The organism is Oceanicaulis sp. UBA2681 (assembly GCF_002354675.1).
In the GTDB taxonomy this organism is placed as follows: domain Bacteria; phylum Pseudomonadota; class Alphaproteobacteria; order Caulobacterales; family Maricaulaceae; genus Oceanicaulis; species Oceanicaulis alexandrii.
The window spans coordinates 54,132-77,330 of record NZ_DEMB01000001.1; the positions used below are offsets into that span (position 1 = coordinate 54,132).

The following is a 23,199-nucleotide window of genomic DNA, read 5'->3' on the forward strand; positions in this document are numbered from 1 at the left end:
TTTAAGCGGGCGGCGTATCCTCGACGGCCGGGGTCAGAACCGCGTCGGCCGCCCGTACGCGTGGATGCAGCAGCGCCAGCGCGAAGCCGACCACGGCGAGCGCGGCGTTCAGCTCGAACGGGGCCGCGGGCGCGACGCTTTGATAGAGCCACAAGCCGGTGATCGGGGCGATCATGAAGCCCACCCCCGCCGTAGCGGTAGTCAGCCCCGCCGCCCGGCCTTGCTCTTCGGGCTCGACCGCGAGCGATGCGCCGGCTGTGAAGCCGGACCGGGCGAGGCCGAAGCCGAAACTGTTGAACACATAGCCGATCACAATGACCAGATAACCGGGCGCGAAGACCATGGTGACATTGCCCAAAACCACCATCACCGCGCCAATGGCCATCAGCACGCGCGGGCTGGTGTTCAGCACCGGGATCACCACCAGCTGGGCGAAAATCAGCCCCGCCGCGCCTGCCGTCAGCGCGATGGAGCCCAGCTGCAGCCCGCCTGCGGCGTCCATGCCCAGCCGGTCCATGATGTAAAAGCTCAGTGATTGCAGGCTCGCCGCCTGGGCCATCCACATGGCGCAGCCATAGATCATGAAGGCGGTCAGTCGCGGATCGCCCGCGAACTGGAACTGCACCAGCGGATTGATGGGGCGCCCTTTTTTCTTCGGCGGCGTCTGCTCGGGCAGGAACAGGCGCACGCACACCGCCGCGACCGCCACCATCACCGCCACCGCGATCATGAAGGTGGAAATGCCGATCCGGTGAGAGAAAAACCCCGCCAGCGCCGGTCCGATCACCGTGCCGAGGCCAAACGCCGCCGTCAGGCTCGACAGGGCGCGGGTGCGCTCGGCGGGTTCGGTGCGGTCCGCCACATAGGCTTGCGCCGCGGGGTTGGTCGCCGAGCCCAGCCCGCCAAAGATCGAGCGCGCCATGGCCATGGCGATAATCGCGGCCAGGGGCGGCAACAGCCCCACCTGACCGGCCCAGGCGCCCGCAGCGAAGACCAGGCAGGATGCCGCGAAGGCGGACAGACCGAAAACAATGAGCGGACGGCGCCCATGACGGTCCGACAGGGCGCCCCAGACCGGGCTCATGATCAGAAACAACAGGGCGGACACCGTGTAGATCGCGCCGACGAACACCTCGTCCACCTGAAGGTCCCGCGCCAGCGGCGGCAGGATCGCAAACAGCATGGAATTGCCGATCGAGGTCGCGATCAGGCACAAAAACAGAAGCCGGAAGGCGCGACGCCGCGTCTGCTCACTCGATGGATTGGCGGGATCATATAAAGGGGTCATGTGGCTACAGACTTAGGCCCGCGCTCGTCGCCCGTCCATGTTTATGAGAGCAGGTCCGCTATGCGCGCCGTCAGACCCCAGAGTCTTTCCCACCTCCTAACGGCTTGAAAACCGGGCTTTAAGCATCAGCGCGTATAACCGTCCCGAAATCGGACGTTGAAGGCGACAGAGCGGCAGGAGCCGCCGGGTCTTCAATGAACCTAGAACGGGTGGTGGGTATGTTTCAGATTATCGGGATTGTGGTCCTGTTCGGCATGGTGTTCGGCGGCTTCACGCTTGCCGGCGGCAGCTTCGACATCATCATCAAGGCGCTGCCGTTCGAGCTGATGATGATCATGGGCGCGGCGATCGGCGCCTTCCTGATCAGTAACGCCTTTTCGACGGTCACCAAGACCGGCGCCGACTTCGCCAAGCTCATCTCGGGGCCCAAATGGGGCAAGCAGGATTATATGGACCTGCTGACGCTTTTGTTTCAGCTGACCAAGACCATGAAGACCAAGGGCGTCATCGCGCTGGAATCTCATATCGAGAACCCGCACGACAGCTCGATCTTCTCCGCCTACCCGAAAATCATGAAGGACCATTTCGCCATCGACTTCATCTGCGACACGCTGCGGATGATGACGATGAACCTGGAAGACCCCCACCAGGTTGAAGACGCGATGGAAAAACAGATCGAGAAGCACCACCACGAGGCCGCCACTCCGGCCCACGCCCTGCAAAGCATGGCCGACGCCCTGCCGGCGCTGGGGATCGTGGCGGCGGTGCTGGGCATCATCAAGACCATGGGCGCGATCGACTCCCCGCCGACCGTGCTGGGCGCCAAGATCGGCTCGGCCCTGGTGGGCACCTTCCTGGGCGTGTTCCTGGCTTATGGCCTGGTGGGGCCGTTCGCGGCGCGCCTAAACGAGATCTATGAAGAAGAAGGCGCGTTCTACAAGATCATCCAGGCGGTTCTGGTGGCGCACCTGCACGGCAACGCCGCCCAGATCTCCGTCGAGATCGGACGCGGCAGCGTGCCGAGCTCTTTCCAGCCGAGCTTTGCTGAACTGGAAGAGGCCAGCTCGAACGCGCCGACGATCTAGGTCCGAACACTCCCCAGCGACATTTCCCCTTGCGCCCGCCCTGGTCTTTGGCCATGGCGGGCGTTGTCATGACTGAAGCAAACGATCCTCACGGGCTCAAACGCCCTCACGCTGTGCTCGACTGGGCGGAAACCGGCCCTGTGGCTGTCGATGCGGGGGATGTGTACTTCTCTGCGGAGGACGGGCTGGCGGAAACGCGCTCGGTCTTCTTGCAGGCGGCGGGATTTCCTGAGCGGTTCAATACGACGCGTCCCACGATCGTGGGGGAGCTAGGGTTTGGCGCCGGCCTGAATTTCCTGGCGTTGTGGGATCTGTTTGTGAAGACCGCGCCGGAGCACGCGCGCTTTCACTTTGTCAGCGTTGAAGGCTTCCCGCTGCGCAAATCCGACGCGATGCGGGCGCTGTCCGCCTTCCCCGAACTGCAAACCCTGAGTGATCAGCTCACCGATGTCTGGCCCAGCCCGCACAAAGGCGCGCATCGGCGGGTCTTTGAAAACGGTCGCGTCATGCTGACCGTGTTTCATGACCTGGCCGAAACCGCCTTGCCCAACATGGGGTTCGAGGCCGACGCCTGGTTTCTGGACGGGTTCGCACCGGCCAAGAACCCCGACATGTGGGCGACCGATCTGTTCTCCGAGCTGGCGCGTTTAAGCGCGAAAGGCGCGCCCGCAGTCACCTTCACAGTGGCGGGCGCCGTGCGCCGGGGTTTGGCGGCGGCGGGGTTCAGCGTCGAGAAGAAGCCGGGCTTCGGCCGCAAGCGCGAACGGTTGGAAGCGATCTTCACGGGGGGGCAGCCCGCAAGTGCGCCGACTCCGTTTCCCGATCCTGCGCCCATAGATGGTCCGATCGCCGTGATTGGCGGCGGCGTGGCGGCGGCGAGTCTGGTCAAAGCGTTCGGGCTTCGCGGACGGTCTGTCGATGTGTTCGCGAACGGAGGCTGGGCGTCCGGCGCCTCCGGCGCGCCGCGCGGATTGCTGACGCCGCGTCTGGAGCTGTCTGACCGGCCGCATAACCGCGCTTTGCTGGCCGCCTTTGACTATGCGCGCGTGATGTTTGGAGCCTTTGAGGGGTTTGAAGCGACAGGCGTGGCACGGCTGGCCAAAGACGCGTCGGGCGCAGAGCGTCTGGCCCGGCTGGCGGAGGCGCTTGATGACCATTTCACGTTTCTGGACACGGACGCCGCCTCTTTACGCAGCGGACTGGGCGGCCAAGCGGGCGCGCTGTGGATGGAGGGAGGTGGGCAGTTCCGTCCTGAGCGTCTTGTTCCGGCTCTGGCGAGCCATGCGGCGGTACAGGACGGGCGGATCACCGGGCTTGAAGCAGTGTCGGGCGGCTGGCGGCTGCAGGATGAAACAGGTCAGGGTTTCGGCCCGTATGCCGGCGTGATCCTGGCGGGGGGCTGGGAGCAACACGCCTTGCTGGCGGGGCAGGGGCTGACGCTGGAGCCCACCGCCGGTCAGCTGGCGGTGTTTGAGAGCGGCTTTGATCTGCGCGCGCCCGCCGCCTGGGGCGGTTACGCGGCACGTCTGGACGAGGCGTTGATGGTGGGGGCGACCCATGTGAAGCGCGCCGAGCCGGACTCAGAGGACGAGGCTGAAGCGGCGCTTCGGGCGTTGGCGGCGGAGGCGCCGGGAGGCCCTGTGACGCTGGGCGCGCGCCTGGGCGGTTGGGCGGGCGTGCGCGCTGCGGTCGCGGATCGTCTGCCGCTGGCGGGCGCTTTGGCGCCGCGGGGCTTTGAAGAGGTTTGGCGCGGTCACGCCAAGGGCGGCCCTGCACCAGAACGCACGGAACTGAACCCGTCCGGGCTGATGGTGCTAGGCGGGTTCGGGGCGCGCGGGTTCGCACACGCGCCCTTGCTCGCCGAGGCGCTCGTCAGCGCGATCTGCAACGAGCCATCCCCGATGGAGCGCACCGGGCTGGCAAGCCTGCATCCGGCGCGGTTGCTGTGGCGCGCCTTGCGCCGGGGTTGAAGTTTCAAACGATAAAGCCACCAGCGGACAGGGTTGCTCCAGGCAATTCGGGACCGTTTTGATTCGGGCTAGTCGCGGCCCGCCCAACTGGACGGTCAGCGGTCCGGTTTGCAGTTGCAAAGACGGATGGCGCGATCGCTGTTCGGCGGCAGGCCCGCCCACAAGCAGGACGCCGGCTGCGATAGACCCGACCGCCAGGGCCAGGATGCGGTCGTAATGGGACACGGGCGTTCTCTCGGGTTTGTGTGTGTGCCTGTTAGATGCAGCCTGACCGGCTGTTGGATGCGGCGCCGAATTTGCTCCTAGAATTTGAACGCAGTTCTGGCTGGAGCATTTCGGCACGCATGACCGCCCACCTTGATTCCAAGAAGCTCGCTTCCCTGTCCTCCGGGATGTCCTGGCCGGGTGATGACCGGCGTCAGGGCGCGCGGCATATCTGGTTCCTGAATGCGGCGTTTGACCGGATTGCGTTCGACACCGCGCTGAAGCGCGTGGCGGAGCGCCCTGCAAAGGACCCGTTCGCCTTTGTCGTGACGCCGAATGTGGACCATCTGGTGCGGTTGCAGCGCGAAAGCGTGCTGGCGCATCTCTACGCCCAGGCGTGGCTGACCGTGTGCGACAGCCGGGTGCTGGAGCTGATCGCCGAGCTGTCTGGCGAAGCCCTGGACGTCACCACCGGCGCCGACCTGACGGCGGCCGTGTTCGAGCAAGTGATCGAGCCGGATGAGCCCATTGTGATCATTGGCGGCAATGACGCCGTCATTGCCGGATTGAAGGCGCGCTACGGGCTCAAGGATGTGCGCTGGCATCAGCCGCCCATGCACTTGCGCCACAAACCCGACGCGATTGCAGAGTGCGCCGCCTTCGTCGCTGACAATCCGGCGCGCTTCACCTTCCTCTGCGTGGGATCTCCCCAGCAGGAGCTGGTGGCCGAAGCCTGTCTGGAACGCGGCGATTGCACAGGGGTCGGCCTGTGCGTCGGCGCTTCGCTCGATTTTCTGTCCGGTCAGGCGCGTCGTGCGCCGAAATGGGTGCAGAGCCTGCGCCTGGAATGGCTGTTCCGTCTGGCCGAGCAGCCGCGCCGGATGTGGAAGCGCTATCTGGTGGACGGCTCGCGCATCGTCTTTTTGTGGTGGTGCTGGCGTCGGGATCGAAAGCGCGTCCAGGCGTTTGAACAGCGACTCCTCGAGCGGCTGTGACGCCTGTTTGACGCTCAAGTCATGACCCTTGGCGGCGCTGCTCGCGCTGCCAGACGTCCGACGGACCAAAAGGCGCGGCGGATTGGGTGGTCTGTCTGTCTTGAAGAAGAGGTAGGGAATGGTGGGCGCGACAAGATTCGAACTTGTGACCCCTACGATGTCAACGTAGTGCTCTAACCAACTGAGCTACGCGCCCGCTATGGCTCGCCATAGGCTCTGTCCGCCCCAGGGGCGTCGAGAGAGGACGCGTAATAAGTCGGCGGGCTTGCTGGTGTCAATTGGCAAGGCTGCCGCTCGCTGATTGTTTTGCAGCTCTTCCGCTTTCGAGCCAGTGGCGCAACTCTGCATCGGAATAGAACATTGCAAAAAAGCAACATGCATGGCGAAAGCGTTTCTAAAGTGTGTCAAATCTGTGATCCGGCCCTTTGACCCAACGCATTCCTGATCTAGAAAACCTGACAAGCGCATAACAATAGCGCGTACCGTCCCTGCTTTTTTATGCGGGGTTCAAATCCGAAGGGGAACGATCGTGAGCATGACTAACAAAGAGCGCCTGTTGCGCTCGACCGTTCTGGCTGGCGTTGCGGCGCTGACCATGGGCGGCGCACCGGTTTTTGCACAAGAAGCCGAGCAAACCTCAGAGCAGGAAGAACAGGCTGAAGCCAGCGATGACCGCGTTGTCATCACCGGTTCGCGCCTGCGTCGCAACGAGTTCACCTCGTCGTCGCCGATCCAGGTGATCAACGCTGAAACCGCCGCCCTGCAGGGCATGGTGGATACGGCTGAACTGATCCAGGGCAGCTCTGTGGCCGCCGGTTCAGTGCAGTTCAACAACCAGTTCGGCGGCTTCGTCGTCGAAGGCGGCACCGGCATCAACTCCGTGTCTCTGCGTGGCCTTGGCGCCCAGCGTTCGCTGGTGCTGCTGAACGGCCGCCGTCCGGGTCCGGCCGGTTCCCGTGGCCAGGTCGGCGCGTTCGACCTGAACGTGATTCCGACCGCCATCCTGCAGCGTGCTGAAATCCTGAAAGACGGCGCAGGTTCGGTTTATGGTTCTGACGCCGTGGCTGGCGTGGTCAACCTCATCACCCTGACCTCCGTCGATGAGCCGACTGTCACCGCACAGTACAACGCGCCGTTCGAAAGCGGTGGCGAGACCTATGAAGTGTCTGGCGCCTATGGCCTGAACTTCGACAGCGGCAATGTGGTTCTGGCCGCCGAGTGGGGTCTTCGCGAAGACCTGTCCATCGGCGACCGCGATTACCTGTCCTGCCCGCGTGACGGCTATACCGATCCGCAAGGCAACAACATCGACCGCGAAGACCGCTCCATCCTGGCGGGCACCGAGCTGTCGGGTTGTAACAACATCTACTTCAACACCTTCATCGATGCGATCTTCGGCACCCGCTACATTCCGTCTCCCGATGGCGTGACGATTGGCGATGTTCCGGGCTACCGCCCGCGCCAGAATGGCCGCTATGACGATGCTGGCGGCGAAGCCTTCTACGAAGACGTTCTGAACACGCCGGAAGCGCTGACTGAAGACGCCATCAACAAGCAAGAGCGTTTCAGCTTCTATTCGCAGTCCAACTTCACGATCTTCAACGGCATCGAGTGGAACACCGAGTTCCTGTACTCCTACCGTAAGACGACCTCTGAAGGCTGGCGCCAGTTCTTCCCGCTGACCGGCGGCGCGACCTCTATTTTCGCACCGACCTACACCTATGCGAATGATCCGGGCTATGTGACTCCGGTTGCATCGGGCATCGCACAGCCGGTTCTGCTGTTCCCGTCCAACAGCGAAGTGGAAGTGAACTACTACTCGCTCGCTTCCGGCCTTGACGGCGGCTTCGGCGCGGGCCTGGGCTTCCTGTCTGACTGGAACTGGGCTCTGGATGCGGTTTATTCGCGTTCCGACGCTGACTATGGCGGCATCGGCATTTCCGCCGAGCGTTCGGGCGACGTGCGTTTTGACGACGACGCACCGGTTCTCGACTACTTCTCCCCTGACATGCTGGCTGGCAATCAGGTCGACGCGCTGGTTGACGCCGTCGGCGTGGAGAACTTCGGCAACACCGTCTATGAGCAGACCACTGTCACCGGTTACGTGACGGGCGATATGTTCACCCTGCCGGCCGGCCCGGTCGGCCTGGTGCTGGGCGCGGAATACCGCACCTTCTCCATCGACGATCAGCCGTCTGAAGCTTCGCGAAACGGCGACCTCTGGGGTTCTACTTCGGCTCAGGTCACCGCGGGCGAAGACACTGTGGTTGAGGCTTTTGCCGAAATCGAAGTGCCGCTCCTGGCGGGCCAGCCGCTCTTTGAAGAACTGACCCTGAACGCATCCGGTCGTGTCTTTGATTACGACTCTGCGGGCAGCGACTCGGTCTACAAGGTCGGCCTGAACTGGCAGATCAACCCGCTGCTCCGCATGCGGGCCACGCAGGGCACCTCGTTCCGTGCTCCGGCGCTCTACGAGCTGTTCCTCGGCAACCAGTCTTCCTTCGTCGGTCAGCTTGCTATCGACCCGTGCGTTGACTGGGGTCAGAGCAACAACGACAACATCCGTACGAACTGTGCGGCTCTGGGCATTCCCGCTGACTTCGCTGGCGGCCCGAGCTCTGCAACGGTCCTGACCGGCGGTGGCGATGGCGTGCTGACGCCAGAAACCTCCGAAGCTCTGACCATTGGCGCGGTGTTCACCCCGACCGATCTGAACCTGAGCGTCGCCGTGGATTACTTTGAAATCCAGGTTGACAACCAGATCAGCCAGCTGGGTTCCGGCTCCATCGTGTCCGGTTGCTATAATGCGAACAACTTCCCGAACAACTTCTGTACGTTGTTTGACCGTAACGGCGATACCGGCGGCAATGACGCCTTCGCCATCACCGAAGTTCGCGACTCCTACATCAACGTGAACAAGCAGCGCACCGAAGGCGTGGACGTGACCGTGCGTTACGATCACGAGTTTGATTTCGGTGATCTGATCCTGGAAGGCCAAGGCACGTTCACGTTTGAAAACGTGGAAGAGCTGTTCGATCCGGCTCTGGAATCGGGCTTTGACTCTACGGACTTCACGGGCCGTATCGGTTACCCGGAATTCGTTGGCAACGCTCGCGTGGCGTTCCAGCGTGGTGACTGGACCGCATCCTGGTTCATGGATTACGTCGCAGAAGTGTCCGAAGAAGGCTTCTTTGATCGCGAGACGACGTATTTCGGCGCCGATGCTATCCGTGACATCGAAGCTGAACGGGTCATCTATCACGATGCTTCCGTGCTGTATCAGCAGCCGACCTGGTCGGTTCTGGTTGGCGTGTCCAACGTGTTCGACGAGCATCCCCCGACGCTTTCGTCCGGTTCCGTTGCACGTCGTGGCAATGTTCCGGTTAGCGGTTCCCAGTACGACCTTCGTGGTCGCACCGCCTTCGTTCGTCTCAACAAGACGTTCTAAGGACAGGGACAGCAGGCCTATGTCTGCGAACCAGACAGGGAAGGGCGGCGCACTGCGCCGCCCTTCTTTTTTAATGCCTCCAGCGTGGTTGAACGGCGTTCAACCCTTGCCGGAAGCACAGACAAACTTAAACTATGGTTGTGCTGGCCGATCACCGGATGCCAGCTGTATCAAGTAGGGGAGAAAGTCATGTTGAAGAAAGCGGCGCTCTCGGCCGCGCTCGTCATGACGACGTTCGCACCAGCCTATGGTGAGGTCACCGCGCAGCCGATTCCGATCGACGACTTTGCGCGTATACCAAATATCCAGTCTATCTCGTTGAGCCCTGAGGGGTCTGCGCTGTCCGCCATCATCGCTTTGCCCGGGTCCAATAATGAGGATACGGCGCTGGCGACGTGGGATCTCGACAACCCGTCTGCGCCTCCGGTGGTGACGCCCAGCGGTGACAGGATGAAGTTCCTGGCGACCACCGCACTTGGCGCTGACAGCATCTTCGTCATCGGCCGCCAGGAGTGGACAGGACGTCTCGGGGGCTGTGGTGAGGGTCGTGCAACAGGCTCTACGGCCACATTTGTGACCAAACCCTATTTGACGTCGGTCTCACAGGATGATTTCGAAGAGGCGTTCGCCAGCGGCGGCCGCACGCTCGGAGTCAGTGAAGCGACCTTGCGCTGTTTCGAGCTGGCGGGGACCGCCGGCATCGTCAACACGCTGCCGCTTGATCCTGAGCATGTGATCATCAACCAGACCAATCAGGTCTCGTTCCAGTCCAATTATTACCGTTACAATCTGCGCACCGGTCAGCGCGAGTTGATCACGAGCGGTGGCGGCGGCTCGGCTCCCGCGCTGTTCAGCAGCCGTACCGGCGAACTGCTTGTTCGTAACGAGGTTCAACCCTCAGAGGGGGGCGACTTTGAAATCCGGACGCTGATCAAGAACCAACAGACTGGTGAATTCGAGCATCATACGGCGCTCGATACCCAGATCGGCGACCGCTATACGCTCAATCTGGTCGGCTTCACCGATGACGGGCAGTTCGCGTACGTCATCACCAACCGTTTCTCTGATAAAGCGGCGGTGTATCTGTATGACCTCAGCACGCGTGAGTTCGACAGCGAAGCGCTGATGGCGCACCCCGACTTTGACGTGTCCAATATCGTGTTCGGCAATCAGCCGAGCAATTTTGGCGAAGTCATGGGCTTCACCTATCTGGGCCTGACGCCGACCACCTATTGGGTGGATGACCAGATGAACGCCATCCAGACCGGTCTTGAAGCGGCTTTCCCGGATCTGGAAGTCAGCATTATGGACTACTCGGATGGCTATGACATCGTGCTGTTCTCCACCGAGAGCCCAAGCAATCCGCCCACCTATTATCTCTTGCGCAACCAGTCTGAAGTTCAGCAGCTTGGCGCTTCGCGTCCCTGGATCGAGAGCGAAAACGTCGGCGAGCAAAGCTGGGTGTATTACGCGGCCCGTGACGGCCTTCAGATCCCGGCCATCCTCGACTTGCCTGCAGGTTGGGAAGAAGGCGATGCGCCGCTTCCCACCATCATCCACCCGCATGGCGGTCCCTGGGCGCGCGACTTCGGCGGTTGGGACGCGTCTGGCTGGGTGCCGTTCTTCACCTCGCGCGGCTATGCGGTTCTACGCCCGCAATATCGCGGTTCTGACAGTGTGGGTCGTGAGCTCTGGCTCGCGGGCGACAATGAGTGGGGCCAGGCCATGCAGGATGACAAGGATGACGGCGCAGCCTGGTTGGTCGAACAAGGCATTGCTGATCCCGATCGGATTGCGATCATGGGGTATTCCTATGGCGGCTTCGCCGCGATCGCTGCGGTTGTTCGTGAGAACAGCCCCTATCAGTGTGCGATCGCCGGCGCTGGCGTGAGCAATCTTTCGCGCATTCAGAACAACTGGAGCGAAAGCTTCATCCAGCGCGTTCTGCAAGGCCGGACGCTTGGCGGCATGGACCCGATGAACAACACCGACAAGGCCAATATTCCGATCCTGCTGTTCCATGGGGATCGGGATGTTCGCGTGCCGATGTTCCACTCTGTGGATTTCTACAATGCGGTGCGCAGTCAGGTGCCGGCGCAGTTGGTGCAGATCGAAGACATGCCTCACAGCCTGCCTTGGTATCCGCGCCATTTCCGCACCATGCTGAGCGCCATGGAAACCTATCTTGAAGAAGATTGTGGCCCTGGCGGTCTCTAATCTGACCTCAAGTCACGATAATAAAGAGCCCGCCCCGGAATGCCGGGGCGGGCTTCTTTGTGTCTCTAGGCTGCCGGTGGGGCTCAGGCCGCCGCCATCACCTTGGCGACTTCGTCCACGAGGTCCCGCAAGTGGAAGGGCTTGGAGAGCACTTTCGCCTGGTTCGGCGTCGCTTCGCCGGCATTGAGGGCCACGGCGGCGAAGCCGGTGATGAACATGATCTTCAGGCCGGTATCGATCTGAGCAGCGCGGCGCGCCAGCTCGATCCCGTCAACGCCGGGCATGACAATGTCCGTGAGCAGCAGCTCATAGGCGCCAGGGGCTTCCCCGAGCGCGTCCAGACCTTCCTCGCCATCGGCTACGGCGTCCACCTCATGACCGGCGCGATTGAGCGCCTTGGCCAGGAAGTCACGCATGGAATCGTCATCTTCTGCGAGCAGAATGCGGGCCATCGCCGCCCCCTTGTTTGTTGTCCACCGGTATCGACGCTAGCGTGAACTCGTAAAAGTCCGCTGAACGCATGAACCCGGATGCAGGTTTTTTCTCAGTGCATCGTATGTCTCATTGACCTGGCTCGCACAGCGATGACAATCACGAAATGACGTCCGTTGATGATTATACCATTGGCCCGATAGAGGATCCGGTGATTGTCCACGCACCGGAGGTGCGGACTTCGCCGTTCATCTTCGCTTCCCCTCATTCAGGGCGGCGATATGAAAAGGACTTCCTTGACCAGGCGAGCGCGCCGCTCTCGGTCTTGCGCCGGTCTGAGGACGCCTATGTCGATCGCTTGTTCGCTCATGTCCCGGCTCTCGGCGCCAGTTTTGTGGAAGCGATTTTCGCGCGGGCCTTCGTGGATCCCAACCGAGGACCCGACGAGCTTGATGCGCGCTTGTTTGACTGCGCGCCAGAGCAGGGGTTCAGTGCACCGAATGCGCGCACCTCAGCGGGACTGGGCGTGGTGCCGCGTCTGGCCGCAGACGGGCGATGTATTCATCCCGGCTTGATTGCCTATGCGGAAGGGCGCCGTCGGATAGACCGCTATTACCGCCCCTACCACCTTGCATTGAAAGCAGAAATTCATGCCGCCACTGAGCGGTTCGGCTATGCCGTGGTGATTGACTGCCATTCCATGCCGTCCTCCAGCGCCCGCGGTGCGGACATGGTTCTGGGGGACCGGTTCGGTGCGTCTTGCGGTCGAAACCTCGTTAATCATGCAGAATCGTATTTTAAAGAACTCGGGTTTACGGTAACCCGGAACCGTCCGTATGCAGGGGGGTATACGACCGAGCATTATGGGCGCCCCGTCAGCGGCGTTCATGTGATGCAACTGGAAATCAATCGCGGATTGTATTTGCGAGAGGTTGAAGTTCGGCCCTCTGCGCGTATGGAGAGCCTGAAGGAGCGCCTGATAAAATGGACTAAGTCCATGGTTTTTACAGAACACTCAGGTAGACTTGCAGCAGAGTGAAGTGTTTTGGAAAGCATATTTCAAACGTCTTGCCTCTGAAGAGTTTTGTGCTGTTGCGTTCACTTGCTACGCGAAGATGAGTGTGGCATATCTCAACAGTCATTGAAGTGTCGTGTTGCGGTGATGACGGGGGAGTCGCAACAGAAAGTTTGATCGAGGGTTTTCACAATGACCAATGCAATTGACCATCATGTGGGAAAGCGTATCCGTCGTCGCCGCCGTCTGCTGGGCCTGACGCAACAACAGCTCGCGCAGTCTGTCGGCATTCGCTTTCAGCAAATTCAGAAATATGAGAGCGGCGCCAACCGGGTGAGCGCATCGCGCTTGTTCGAGCTTGCAGAAGCGCTGGATGTTCCGGTTCAATATTTCTACGAAGGTCTGCAAGGCTCTGGCGAGTCTGCGGCTCCGGAAGGCGAGAACGTCGCTGCTGACGTGCTGTCGCAAAAGGAAACGCTGGATCTCGTTCGAGCATACTACAAGCTCAATGAGCGTCCGCGCCGTCGCCTGCTCGAGCTAGCGCGGTCCCTGGACCCTGATGCTCGTGGCGAGAGCGCTGCCTGATCTCAGGTCTGTGTAAACTGAGAGACTGATGCCTGATCTGGATATGGACGCAGAGCTGGCGGTTGCTGCTCGACTGGCGGACGCCGCTCGTCCTATAGCTCTGAAACATTTCCGGACCAGGCTGAGCGTCGACGCCAAGCCTGCATCTGAATTTGATCCCGTCACCGAAGCGGACCGGGCGATCGAAGCGCAAATGCGCGCCTTGCTGGCTCAATGGCGTCCTGAAGACGGCGTGCTGGGCGAGGAGCAGGCTGAAACTCCGAGCCGTTCAGGTCATACTTGGGTTCTGGATCCGATTGACGGCACGCGCGCTTTCATAGCGGGCCTGCCGACCTGGTGCGTGCTCATTGCACTATACGGCCCCGACGGCCCGCTGCTCTCTATCATTGATCAACCGTTTACGGGGGAGCGTTTCAGCGGCGTGTCTGGTCGCGGCGCGTGGATTGACCATGCGAGCGGACGCGAGCCTCTGAAGACCCGCGACTCCGTGCTGCGCGTCGAAGACGCCATCGTGTCCACCACCGATCCGGGCCTGTTTACCGGCGCCGAAGCTGACGCGTTCGCCCAGATCGCGCAAAGCGCGAAGGTTCGGCGTTTCGGGTTGGACGCCTACGGATATGCAGCGTTGGCGTTGGGCGGTGTGGATCTGGTCATTGAAAGCGGGCTGAAGCCTTGGGATGTGGGCGCTCTCATACCCGTGGTCAGCGGGGCGGGCGGCGTCATCACCAATTGGCGCGGCGGACCGGCTCATGAAGGCGGCCAGCTGATCGCTGCCGCCAATCGGGCTTTGCACGCCCAGGCGCTCGAGCAGCTTGCGGGCGCAGCGCTCTGATCCGTTAAAGAAAACGCCGACCCGGATTGATCCGGGCCGGCGCTGTGTCAGGCTTACTCGCCCGCATCACCTTCAGGCTTGAAGAACAACAGGGTCATGCGATCCGATTCACCGATTGCGTCATAGGGCGCGCGGTCAAATTCAGGGTCCGCAGGCTCGCCAAAGGCGGATGAACGCGAAACCGGCGGCAGGGTCCATACTCCAAACGGATGGTCCGCCGTGTCCATGGAATTGGCGTTGACTTCGCTACTGTGGATCAGTTCAAAGCCCGCTTCCTCGGCCATGGAGATGACGAGGTCTTCTTGTACATAGCCGGTGCTGGCGCGGGGGTCCTGGACACGGTCTGCCGGCAGACGGTGCTGCACCAGACCCAGAATGCCGCCCGGGGCGAGCACGTCATAAAAGTCGCTGAAGGCTTTTTCCGCCGCGCCGCGGCCCATCCAGGAATGAGTGTTGCGGAAGGTCACGATGGCGTCGACTGAGCCAGGCTCGCCCAGCGGGCCGCTTTCGCCGTCGAAGGTGGCGAGCTCAACATCGCCGAACCGCGGATCGTCGAACTTTTCCACGAAGCGCGCCTGAAAGGCGACGGCGCGTTCATTGTCGGCCGGAATGTCGGGCCAGACAGCGATGTACTGGCCGCCATTGGCTGTGATCCAGGGCGCCAGAATGTCAGTGTACCAGCCGCCGCCAGGCCAGATTTCCATCACGCGCCAGGACGGATCAATACCGAAAAATTCCAGCGTTTCCATCGGATGGCGATAGGGGTCACGCGCCTGGTCTTCCTCGCTGCGCCACTCGCCGCTCATCGCCCAGGCCAGGGTGCCGGCTTCGGGCCGGTTTTCCTCCATCATCGCCGCTTCGTCGGCGGCCATGTCATCTTCGGTCAACGCGGTTTCGCCGCCATCAGCCATTTCGGCGGATGGCTCAGACGCGGTCATATCGTCCTCAGCGGGAGGCGCGCCGCACGCCGTCAGGAAGGCGAGGGCGGAAGCAGCGGATAGTAGGGCGGTCAGACGTGTCATGGGCTCACTCCGGATTGTCCATAATTGAGCTGATCATAATGGGATAACGATGCGCGCCACAATGGCGCTCGCGCGCCTCAGGACGCCAGTTTGAAAAAAATGCTTTCCCCCTCTTGCGAGGCCTGATCCGCTTTCCCAATTCTCTTAGGGTAAGGCCGCCAAACGGGGCTTTACGGATTGCCGGACAGGCCGCGCTGCAACAGGCGGGCGGTTTGGATGGCGGACCTTGAAACATACACAGCCCTTGCGAGGGCCCGATCGCTTCCAAGGAGGATCGACACCATGCGTACCACTGATTTCACCCCGCTTTACCGTACGATTGTCGGATTTGACCGTCTGGCCAACATGATCGACAACGCGGCCAAGCTGGAGCCTTCGGGCGGCTACCCGCCTTACAATATCGAGCAGCTGTCCGAGCATGAATACCGGATCGAGCTGGCCGTCGCCGGCTTCGGTGAAGACGATCTGGATCTTCAGGTTCAGGAAAACGTATTGACCGTTTCCGGCAAACGCATCCCGGCTGAGGATGCGGAAGATCGCAATTATCTGCATCGCGGCATCGCGGAGCGTTCATTCGAGCGCCGCTTCCACTTGGCGGACCATGTCCAGGTGCGGGATGCTTCGCTTGCGAACGGTTTGCTGTCCATCCGTCTGGAGCGGGAGATTCCCGAGGCCAAGAAGCCTCGCCGGATCGCCGTGAACGGCAAGACGGATGCGAAACTCATCTCGGCGAACAAGGCGGACGCCGCCTAGCCGAGACAAGGCCCGGTCGGACGGACGTGCGTCGTCCCTCCCCCCGATTGTCGGCGTCTGGCTGATCGGGCCGCACTTTCTTTGACGACCTTCCCCTGATTTAGACTTTGGCGGCGCTTCATTCTCAAGACGAAGCGCCGCTTTTTTATGTCAGAGAATTTCGTCCTTCAGGGCGGCGACGGCGTCACGCCACACTTTCGCACTGCTGTCAGAGGGCATGCGCCAGTCTCCGCGCGGGCTGAGGGCGCCGGCCGAGGTCAGCTTGGGGCCGTTGGGAACCGCAGAGCGCTTGAACTGGCTGGTCCCGAAAAAGCGCCGCGCGAACTCACCCAGCCAATGCAGGATCGTCGCCCGGTCAAAGGCGCGCTTGTCCGCCGCGCTCACATGGGGCGGCCAGTGGCCGGTCTCCGCGTCGCTCCAGGCGGCTTCCGCCAGAAAGGCGATTTTGGCGGGGCTGAAGCCGTGACGCACCACATAGTGCAGGAAGAAATCATTGAGCGGGTAGGGGCCGATGGCGTCTTCCGTGCTCTGGATGGCGCCGTCTTCGCCGGCCGGGATCAGCTCGGGCGAGATTTCAGTGTTCAGAACATCCAGCAGCGCTTTTGAAACCGCCGCGCCATATTCCTCGCGCCGGGCGGCCCATCCGATCAGATGCTGGATCAGGGTTTTCGCCACGCCGCCATTCACATTGTAATGGCTCATATGGTCGCCGACGCCATAGGTGCACCACCCCAGAGCCAGCTCGGACAAATCGCCTGTGCCGATGACCAGCCCGCCTTCATGATTGGCCATTCGGAACAGATAATCGGTGCGCAAGCCCGCCTGCACGTTTTCAAAGGTGATGTCGTACTGATTGGCGCCGTCTGAATAGGGATGATCGAGATCGGCCAGCATGCGTTCAGCCGCGGGTTTGATGTCGATCTCGCGATGGGTGGCGCCCAGGCCCTCAATCAGCGCCAGGGCGTTTGATCGCGTCCCCGCCGACGTGGCGAAACCGGGCAGGGTGACGGCGAGTATGCCGGAGCGGTCGAGCCCCAGCCTGTCAAAGGCGCGGGCGGTGACGATCAGCGCTTGCGTTGAATCAAGCCCGCCCGACACGCCTATCACGGCGGTCTTGATGCCGGTCGCCTTCAGGCGCTGGACCAGTCCCTGAACCTGGATGTTATAGGCCTCATAGCAATCCTCATCGAGCCGGGCGGCGTCGTTCGGCACGAAGGGAAAGCGCGCGACTTCCCGCTGTAGCGGGATGTCGGCCTGAAGGTCTGGGTCTAGCGAAAAGCCGATGCGCGAAAATCTGCGCAACTCGTCTGCATGACGGGCGCAGGCGTCACGCCAGGTGGATAGGCGCGCCCGCTCAGAGGTGATGCGGTCAAGGTCGATATCGGCGAAAAGCGTGGCCGGCGCATCGTTGAGGAAGCGCTCGCCCTCGGCGATGAGATCGCCTTGCTGGTAGGCCAGAAGCTGGCCGTCCCAGGCCAGATCCGTGGTGGATTCGCCGGTTCCGGCGGCCGAGAAGATATAGGCGCCCTGGGTGCGGCGAGACTGGGCGTCGCACAGGGCGGCGCGTTCACGGGCCTTGCCGATGGTGGCGTTTGAGGCGGAGAGGTTCACCATGACGGTCGCGCCCGCCAGCGCCCCATACAGGCTGGGCGGAATGGGCGACCAGAAATCCTCGCAAATCTCCGCATGGACCACGAGGCCCGGCGCGTCCAGCGCTTCAAACAACAAATCGGTTCCGAACGGCGCCACATGATCGCCGACCGAAATGGTGTCCTCGATCACGCTCGAGGAGTCAGCGAACCAGCGCTTTTCATAAAACTCGCGATAATTGGGCAGATAACTTTTGGGCACGACGCCCAGAAGCTGGCCGTTCTGCACCGCGAGCGCGCAGTTAAACAACTGCCCGGCGCTGCGCAGGGCGCAGCCGAAAAAGATGAGCGGGCGCAGACCTTCACTGGCTTCGATGATCCGGGCGGCGGCGGCTTCTGAGGCGTCCAGAAGCGCGTTCTGGTGATGAAGGTCATCCACCGAGTACCCGGTCAGCCCCAGTTCGGGAAACAGCGCCACGGCGGCGTGACGCTCATGGGCGGTGCGCACCAGCCCGATCAGGGTCTCGGCGTTGCGCAGGGGATCGGCCAGATGCACTTCGGGCGCAAAGGCTGAAATCCGGGCGAAGCCATGGCGATAGATATTCGTGAAAGCGGTCATCAGGTCACCAGTCAGAGGGGCGCGCGCCCCTTATGCTCAGGATGAGTATTTATCGGCTGACGGGGGAAACGTCCACTCAGGCGGCGTTGATGTCGATCGCGTCCGTCAGGTCTTCGACCGTTTTGGTGAAGTTCGCGCCCAGTTTTGCGCCGGTGAACAGGGCGCGCGTGAACACGGCCTTGCGGGCGTCTGCGCCATGAAGGCGAGCAAAGGACATGTCCGCGCCTTCAGCGTTCAGATGATGCAAATCGGCGCCGGACAGATCCGCGTAGCGCAGGCAGGCCTCGGCGATAGAGGCGGCCAGAAGCCGGTCATTGGGCAGGACGAGCGGGCCCAGTTGCACTTCGCGCAAATCGGCGTTGTTGAGCTTGGCGCCTTTCAGGTCGGCGCCGCGCAGGTCCGCGCCGCGCAGCGAGGCCATACGCAGATCCGCGCCAGAGAGTTTCGCGCCCTGCAGCTCCACGCCCTCCATGTCGAGGCCGTAGAGAATGGCGTTGCGCGCCTGGAGCGCGGTGAGGTTCCGGCCAGCCAGAGATTTCAGGCCGCGCAAATCCTTGTCGTTAAACGTGGAGGGCTCTCCCTCCGCGCCGCCGGTTTCGCACCATCTTGCGTGACGGTCGAGCGCCTTGGCCGTCTCCCCGCCCGGATCGGCGATTTCAGGCGGCGGCGCGTCGCGCAAGGCGCCTTCCATATTGGCGCGCTGGAACTGGGCCATGTCCGTCTTCGCGCCGATCAGTACGCAATCACGCATGTCCGCATCGCTGAGATCGGCGCCATACAGATCGGCGCCTTGCAGATTGGCGCCGGGGAAGCGCGAACCGCGCAGATTGGCGCGGGTCAGGCGCGCGCCGATCAGAACGGCGTCGGTGAAGTCAGACGACTGAGCGACGGCGCCAGTCATCTTGGTCTGCGACAGGTTTGCGCCCTTGAAGCGCGCTTCACTGGCTTCGCCGGGGCGCTGTTCATGGGTGATGACGGCGAGACCTTTTTCGCGATCCACCTGGGCGATGGCGCCTTCGCGCAGATCGGCCTGGCTGAGATCGGCGCCGGTCAGGTCCGCGCCGCGCAGGATCACGCCGCGCATATCCGCCCGGTGCAGCACGGCGCCCGACAGGTTCGCCTGGCGCATATCTGCGGCGAAAATGGTCGCGCGGGTCAGGTTGGCGCCGGAGAAATTGGTGCCTTCCAGAATGGCGCCGGACAGATCAGCGTCGGCGAGATTGCGTCCGGACAGATCCAGGCCTTTGAGAATCTTGTAGGAGAAGTTCGCCCGTGCGCCGCCCATGCGCCCGTTCATCAAGAACTCGTGCTTGCGACAGGCGTCATCAACCTCAAGCTGGCTCATGGGCTGATACTGGATGGGCTTGCCGATCATCTGCGGTCCGTTGCGGGTACGGGCGCACGCGCCCAGAGAGGCGTAGTGTGGACGCAGTCCTCTTAACGCTATCTTGTCGCAAAGCGCGCCGTGGACGTTTTTACACCTGCCGGATCCGCGTTAGGCCGGCTTTGCCGAAGCGATCCAGCGCCATATCGACGCTTTCGCCCGGCTCAAGGCTCAGATCTGCGTCGAAAAGCGCGGGCCGCAAATCGCGCGCCAGCAAGGGCCGTCCCGTCTTCAGCCTGTGAAAGAATCCGGCGTTCATCGCCAGAGCCTGCGCTTCCCGCACGCCCTCCAGAACGTCTATGCCCGCGTCTTCCAGCATGGCGACGCCCCGCCCCGCCACATGCTCGAACGGGTCGCGGCAGGCGATGATCACTTCGGCGGGACGCGCCTTGATCAGGGCTTCGGCGCAAGGCGGCGTCTGGCCGTAATGGGCGCAGGGCTCCAGCGTGACGTAAACGCTCGCGTCTTGCGCGGCGTCACCCGCCTGCGCCAGCGCCTGGGGTTCGGCATGGGGGCGACCGCCCGGTGCGGTGGCGGCGGCGCCGATAATCCGGCCTTGCTTGACGATGACGCAGCCGACGGACGGGTTCGGCGCTGTGGCGCCCAGCCGGGCATAGGCCAGCGCCAGCGCGACATCCATGTAGCGCAAATCCTCGACGCTGACCGGGCGCGCGCTCATCCGGTCTTAATCCGCAAAACTCAGGGGCTGGGCGCGGTCTTCATCAAGATAGCGTGCGGATGTCGGCTTGAGGCCGTCCAGCTCGACCATCAGCGGGTTGCCCGTGGGCACCTCGACCTTGACGATGTCGTCGGCGGAGACGTCAAACAGCATCTTGATCAGCGCGCGCAGGGAGTTGCCGTGCGCAGAGATCAGGATGTCTTCGCCCGCTTTGATCTTTGGCGCGATCGTGTTGTGGAAATAGGGCGCGACCCGGTCGAGGGTCAGCTTCAGGCTCTCCGTGCCGGGCAGCAGCGCCGGATCGAGCTTGGCGTACCGATCATCAAAGCGCGGATGACGCTTATCATCTCCATCCAGCGCGGGCGGCGGGATATCATAGGAGCGCCGCCAGATCTTCACCTGCTCTTCGCCGTGCTTGGCGGCGGTCTCCGCCTTGTTCAGGCCCGTCAACGCGCCGTAATGGCGTTCGTTCAGGAGCCAGGTTTTCTCGACAGGAACCCAGACCCGGTCGACACCCTCGAGGGAGAACCACAAAGTCCGGATGGCGCGCTTGAGCACCGAGGTGCAAGCAAAGTCAGGTTTGAAACCGGCGTCAGCCAGCAGCTGACCGCCGCGCTTGGCCTGTTTGACGCCTTCGTCGGTGAGGTCCACATCCACCCAGCCTGTAAACCGGTTTTCCAGATTCCAGACGCTCTGGCCGTGACGGGTGAGGACAAGACGGGTCATGATGGCGTTCCTTTGACGGACAGACTGTTGTGGCGCGCGGTTTACCCCTTTTACCGCCTGTCCGTCGAGCCCATCTGCAGACGCATCCGCGTCTAGCCTGTTTGCGCCCGGCTTGGTACAGGAGGCGCCCAGACGCCCCAGACCCGGATTTGTGCCGGGCCAGCCCGAGAGATTGGACCATGACGCCGTCCGCAACCGCTCTGCAAACCGCCCCGATCCTGGAGGCCATGCGCCGCACCCTGAGCCTTGAACAGGACGGCCTGGCGCAACTGAGCGCCGCGCTGGACGACGTCAGCGTCGAGGCTGTGCGCGTGATCAGCGGGCTCAAGGGGCGCTTGATCTGCGCAGGGGTCGGCAAGTCGGGCCATGTGGCGCGCAAGATCGCCGCCACGCTCGCCTCCACCGGCACCCCGGCCTCTTACGTGCACCCGGCTGAAGCCAGCCATGGCGATCTGGGCATGATCACGGCGGATGACGCGGTGCTGGCGCTGTCAAATTCCGGCGAAACCAAAGAGCTGGGTGATCTGATCGCTTATTGCCGCCGGTTCGGCGTGCCGCTGATCGGCATGACAGCGGGCGCGGAGTCTACTCTGGCCAAGGGGTCTGACGTGGTGTTGCTGTGTCCCAAGGCGCCGGAAGCGTGCGGAGAGACCCGGGCGCCCACGACCTCGACCACGATGATGATGGCGTTCGGCGACGCTCTGGCGGTGGCCTTGATCGAGGCGCGGGGCTTCACCGCGAGCGATTTCGCTCGGTTTCATCCCGGCGGCGCGCTGGGCTCTGCGCTGGCGCGCGTGGATGAGTTGATGCACGCCGGCGACGCCATACCGCTCGCGCCCGAGCTTGCCAGCATGGGCGACGCCCTGATCGTGATGAGCGAGAAAGGGTTCGGCTGTATCGGCGTCACCGATGGCGACGGCAAGCTGTCCGGCATCGTCACTGATGGTGATTTGCGCCGCAAGATGGGCCCGGACCTGATCGAGCAATCGGTGAAAAGCGTGATGACGGCCAGCCCGGTCACCACCAAACCCGGTGCGCTGGCGTCCGACGCCCTGCGGATCATGACGGCGGGGAACCGCAAGATCACGCAGCTCTTTGTGTGCGACGATCAGGGCAAGCCTGTGGGCTTGTTGCATATCCACGATCTTCTGCGCGCCGGCGTCAGCTAGGCGCGGCGATACAGCCCTTTGCCTCCGGCCCAAACGCGTTTTATGACACCGCACACCGTTCAGCCTTCAGCATGACAGGGCATCTCCATGACCAAGACGGCGACCTCTCCCTTGCGCGCAGGTGTTATCGGCGCGGGTGTTTTTGGCGGCTATCACGCTGGCAAATATGTCGAGAACCCTGACACCACGCTGACGGCGATCTTTGATCCGGACGCGGAGCGGGCGCAGGCGCTGGCGGATACGCATGACGCAACGCCGTATTCCGATCTCGACGCCTTCTTGCAGGCTGTGGACGTGGTCACCATAGCCAGCCCGGGCGTCACCCATGCCGAGATGGGCGCCAAAGCGCTCATGGCGGGCAAGCCGGTGCTGATTGAAAAACCGCTCGCCGTCACCGGTGAGCAGGCGGACCGTCTGGTCGCGCTCGCGGCTGAACATGATCTGGTCCTGACCTGCGGGCACCAGGAACGCCTGGTCTTTGACGTGATGGGGCTGACGGCGATCCAGACGCCGCCCAAGCGCATCACCGCCTGGCGCGAAGGGCCGTGGAGCGGGCGCAGCACCGACATTTCGGTGACGTTTGATCTGATGGTGCATGACCTGGACCTCGCCCTGACCCTGATCGGCCAGTCAGAGGCCGAAACACTGAGTGTTGAGGGCAAGACAGAGCGCAGCGACAGTCTGGACGAGGTCAGCATCGAGGCGCGCTTTGAGAACGGCGCCGCGCTTGACCTCAAGGCCAGCCGCATCGCCGATGACCGTCGCCGCGGCATGGTGGTGGAGTATGACAGCGGCGTCATCGAGATCGATTTCGTGGCGCGCACCTTCAACAACACCACCGGGTTTGACCTCAATCCCGATTACATGGACACGCCCGAAGGCCGCGACCCGCTGGGCGCGAATGTGGCGCGTTTTGTCGATGCCGTACTGGGGCGGGCGGACGGTCCTGCCGCGCCCGGTGAAGCGGGCGCCGCCGCCGTGCGGTTCGCTGAGCGTATAGACGCGATGGCGGCGCAGTAGACGTCACACTTGTTTGCTAATTCCGTACGCGGCAGAGTTGAAATGAACGTGGGCGCGCCGCAGGCCGCGCCGGCAAAGGGGATGAGAATGCGCACCGATCTTCAGCCGAACACCTGGGATTATGAAACCGAGGCGTTCGTGACGCCGACCGGCTTTCGGGAGTATGA

Annotated in this window: 18 protein-coding genes and 1 tRNA gene; 11 read left to right on the forward strand and 8 right to left on the reverse strand. The window is 62.6% G+C overall.

Annotated features, from left to right (window positions below):
* Position 1 precedes the first annotated feature (1 nt).
* Complete coding sequence (locus tag B3M53_RS00325; protein WP_273019779.1) at positions 2-1,288, reverse strand: MFS transporter; 1,287 nt, start codon at positions 1,286-1,288, stop codon at positions 2-4.
* A 218-nt stretch (positions 1,289-1,506) separates the two neighbouring features.
* Here B3M53_RS00325 and motA point away from each other — a divergent pair, with 218 nt between their 5' ends.
* The 3 genes from motA (at position 1,507) to B3M53_RS00340 (ending at position 5,542) form a co-directional block, all read left to right on the forward strand.
* Positions 1,507-2,373 carry a flagellar motor stator protein MotA gene (gene motA, locus B3M53_RS00330; protein ID WP_273019781.1) on the forward strand — a complete coding sequence of 289 codons (867 nt, stop codon included), beginning with the start codon at positions 1,507-1,509 and terminating at the stop codon, positions 2,371-2,373.
* Between the two features lie 68 nt (positions 2,374-2,441).
* Positions 2,442-4,343: a tRNA (5-methylaminomethyl-2-thiouridine)(34)-methyltransferase MnmD gene (gene mnmD / locus B3M53_RS00335; RefSeq protein WP_273019783.1), complete on the forward strand. Its 1,902-nt coding sequence runs from the start codon at positions 2,442-2,444 to the stop codon at positions 4,341-4,343.
* 344 nt (positions 4,344-4,687) lie between these two features.
* Positions 4,688-5,542 carry a WecB/TagA/CpsF family glycosyltransferase gene (locus B3M53_RS00340; protein ID WP_273019785.1) on the forward strand — a complete coding sequence of 285 codons (855 nt, stop codon included), beginning with the start codon at positions 4,688-4,690 and terminating at the stop codon, positions 5,540-5,542.
* Positions 5,543-5,661: 119 nt separating this feature from the next.
* Here the strand turns inward: B3M53_RS00340 and B3M53_RS00345 are convergent.
* Positions 5,662-5,738, reverse strand: a tRNA-Val gene (locus B3M53_RS00345).
* A 339-nt stretch (positions 5,739-6,077) separates the two neighbouring features.
* On the opposite strand from B3M53_RS00345, the gene B3M53_RS00350 reads away from it, so the two are divergent.
* The gene (locus tag B3M53_RS00350) at positions 6,078-8,990 is read left to right on the forward strand and encodes a TonB-dependent receptor plug domain-containing protein (RefSeq protein ID WP_273019794.1); all 2,913 of its coding nucleotides are present in this window, start codon (positions 6,078-6,080) and stop codon (positions 8,988-8,990) included.
* Between the two features lie 189 nt (positions 8,991-9,179).
* Positions 9,180-11,207 carry an alpha/beta hydrolase family protein gene (locus B3M53_RS00355; protein ID WP_286799437.1) on the forward strand — a complete coding sequence of 676 codons (2,028 nt, stop codon included), beginning with the start codon at positions 9,180-9,182 and terminating at the stop codon, positions 11,205-11,207.
* 83 nt (positions 11,208-11,290) lie between these two features.
* Here B3M53_RS00355 and cpdR read toward each other — a convergent pair whose 3' ends face one another.
* Positions 11,291-11,659, reverse strand: coding sequence for a cell cycle two-component system response regulator CpdR (cpdR, locus tag B3M53_RS00360; protein ID WP_022700480.1), 369 nt, complete (start codon positions 11,657-11,659; stop codon positions 11,291-11,293).
* Between the two features lie 146 nt (positions 11,660-11,805).
* On the opposite strand from cpdR, the gene B3M53_RS00365 reads away from it, so the two are divergent.
* The 3 genes from B3M53_RS00365 to hisN all read left to right on the forward strand — a co-directional run bounded on the left by B3M53_RS00365 (position 11,806) and on the right by hisN (position 14,071).
* Complete coding sequence (locus tag B3M53_RS00365; protein ID WP_273020213.1) at positions 11,806-12,678, forward strand: N-formylglutamate amidohydrolase; 873 nt, start codon at positions 11,806-11,808, stop codon at positions 12,676-12,678.
* A 168-nt stretch (positions 12,679-12,846) separates the two neighbouring features.
* Positions 12,847-13,239, forward strand: a complete 393-nt coding sequence (locus B3M53_RS00370; protein WP_022700478.1) for a helix-turn-helix domain-containing protein — start codon at positions 12,847-12,849, stop codon at positions 13,237-13,239.
* A gap of 28 nt (positions 13,240-13,267) precedes the next feature.
* Positions 13,268-14,071: a histidinol-phosphatase gene (gene hisN / locus B3M53_RS00375; RefSeq protein WP_273020214.1), complete on the forward strand. Its 804-nt coding sequence runs from the start codon at positions 13,268-13,270 to the stop codon at positions 14,069-14,071.
* A 53-nt stretch (positions 14,072-14,124) separates the two neighbouring features.
* Here hisN and B3M53_RS00380 read toward each other — a convergent pair whose 3' ends face one another.
* A complete protein-coding gene (locus B3M53_RS00380; RefSeq protein ID WP_273020215.1) occupies positions 14,125-15,093 on the reverse strand; it encodes a class I SAM-dependent methyltransferase in 969 nt (322 codons plus the stop codon).
* 282 nt (positions 15,094-15,375) lie between these two features.
* On the opposite strand from B3M53_RS00380, the gene B3M53_RS00385 reads away from it, so the two are divergent.
* Entirely contained in the window at positions 15,376-15,846 is a 471-nt protein-coding gene (locus tag B3M53_RS00385; protein WP_022700475.1) for an Hsp20 family protein, read from the forward strand.
* Between the two features lie 150 nt (positions 15,847-15,996).
* Here the strand turns inward: B3M53_RS00385 and B3M53_RS00390 are convergent, their stop codons facing one another.
* The 4 genes from B3M53_RS00390 to gpmA form a co-directional block, all read right to left on the reverse strand.
* Positions 15,997-18,054, reverse strand: coding sequence for an NAD(+) synthase (locus tag B3M53_RS00390; protein ID WP_273020216.1), 2,058 nt, complete (start codon positions 18,052-18,054; stop codon positions 15,997-15,999).
* Positions 18,055-18,130: 76 nt separating this feature from the next.
* Positions 18,131-19,429, reverse strand: coding sequence for a pentapeptide repeat-containing protein (locus tag B3M53_RS00395; protein WP_273020217.1), 1,299 nt, complete (start codon positions 19,427-19,429; stop codon positions 18,131-18,133).
* Positions 19,430-19,529: 100 nt separating this feature from the next.
* Positions 19,530-20,117: a bifunctional diaminohydroxyphosphoribosylaminopyrimidine deaminase/5-amino-6-(5-phosphoribosylamino)uracil reductase RibD gene (ribD, locus tag B3M53_RS00400; protein ID WP_273020218.1), complete on the reverse strand. Its 588-nt coding sequence runs from the start codon at positions 20,115-20,117 to the stop codon at positions 19,530-19,532.
* Between the two features lie 6 nt (positions 20,118-20,123).
* The gene (gene gpmA / locus B3M53_RS00405; RefSeq protein WP_273020219.1) at positions 20,124-20,843 is read right to left on the reverse strand and encodes a 2,3-diphosphoglycerate-dependent phosphoglycerate mutase; all 720 of its coding nucleotides are present in this window, start codon (positions 20,841-20,843) and stop codon (positions 20,124-20,126) included.
* Between the two features lie 179 nt (positions 20,844-21,022).
* On the opposite strand from gpmA, the gene B3M53_RS00410 reads away from it, so the two are divergent.
* Positions 21,023-22,012: a KpsF/GutQ family sugar-phosphate isomerase gene (locus tag B3M53_RS00410; RefSeq protein ID WP_273020220.1), complete on the forward strand. Its 990-nt coding sequence runs from the start codon at positions 21,023-21,025 to the stop codon at positions 22,010-22,012.
* An 87-nt stretch (positions 22,013-22,099) separates the two neighbouring features.
* A complete protein-coding gene (locus B3M53_RS00415) occupies positions 22,100-23,032 on the forward strand; it encodes a Gfo/Idh/MocA family protein (protein WP_273020221.1) in 933 nt (310 codons plus the stop codon).
* Positions 23,033-23,199 lie beyond the last annotated feature (167 nt).

Excerpts from the sequence above, each read along its gene's own strand:
- B3M53_RS00325 (WP_273019779.1), bottom strand. The coding sequence starts at position 1,288 with ATGACCCCTTTATATGATCCCGCCAATCCATCGAGTGAGCAGACGCGG.
- motA (WP_273019781.1), top strand. The coding sequence starts at position 1,507 with ATGTTTCAGATTATCGGGATTGTGGTCCTGTTCGGCATGGTGTTCGGC.
- mnmD (WP_273019783.1), top strand. The coding sequence starts at position 2,442 with ATGACTGAAGCAAACGATCCTCACGGGCTCAAACGCCCTCACGCTGTG.
- B3M53_RS00340 (WP_273019785.1), top strand. The coding sequence starts at position 4,688 with ATGACCGCCCACCTTGATTCCAAGAAGCTCGCTTCCCTGTCCTCCGGG.
- B3M53_RS00350 (WP_273019794.1), top strand. The coding sequence starts at position 6,078 with ATGACTAACAAAGAGCGCCTGTTGCGCTCGACCGTTCTGGCTGGCGTT.
- B3M53_RS00355 (WP_286799437.1), top strand. The coding sequence starts at position 9,180 with ATGTTGAAGAAAGCGGCGCTCTCGGCCGCGCTCGTCATGACGACGTTC.
- cpdR (WP_022700480.1), bottom strand. The coding sequence starts at position 11,659 with ATGGCCCGCATTCTGCTCGCAGAAGATGACGATTCCATGCGTGACTTC.
- B3M53_RS00365 (WP_273020213.1), top strand. The coding sequence starts at position 11,806 with ATGACGTCCGTTGATGATTATACCATTGGCCCGATAGAGGATCCGGTG.
- B3M53_RS00370 (WP_022700478.1), top strand. The coding sequence starts at position 12,847 with ATGACCAATGCAATTGACCATCATGTGGGAAAGCGTATCCGTCGTCGC.
- hisN (WP_273020214.1), top strand. The coding sequence starts at position 13,268 with ATGCCTGATCTGGATATGGACGCAGAGCTGGCGGTTGCTGCTCGACTG.
- B3M53_RS00380 (WP_273020215.1), bottom strand. The coding sequence starts at position 15,093 with ATGACACGTCTGACCGCCCTACTATCCGCTGCTTCCGCCCTCGCCTTC.
- B3M53_RS00385 (WP_022700475.1), top strand. The coding sequence starts at position 15,376 with ATGCGTACCACTGATTTCACCCCGCTTTACCGTACGATTGTCGGATTT.
- B3M53_RS00390 (WP_273020216.1), bottom strand. The coding sequence starts at position 18,054 with ATGACCGCTTTCACGAATATCTATCGCCATGGCTTCGCCCGGATTTCA.
- B3M53_RS00395 (WP_273020217.1), bottom strand. The coding sequence starts at position 19,429 with ATGATCGGCAAGCCCATCCAGTATCAGCCCATGAGCCAGCTTGAGGTT.
- ribD (WP_273020218.1), bottom strand. The coding sequence starts at position 20,117 with ATGAGCGCGCGCCCGGTCAGCGTCGAGGATTTGCGCTACATGGATGTC.
- gpmA (WP_273020219.1), bottom strand. The coding sequence starts at position 20,843 with ATGACCCGTCTTGTCCTCACCCGTCACGGCCAGAGCGTCTGGAATCTG.
- B3M53_RS00410 (WP_273020220.1), top strand. The coding sequence starts at position 21,023 with ATGACGCCGTCCGCAACCGCTCTGCAAACCGCCCCGATCCTGGAGGCC.
- B3M53_RS00415 (WP_273020221.1), top strand. The coding sequence starts at position 22,100 with ATGACCAAGACGGCGACCTCTCCCTTGCGCGCAGGTGTTATCGGCGCG.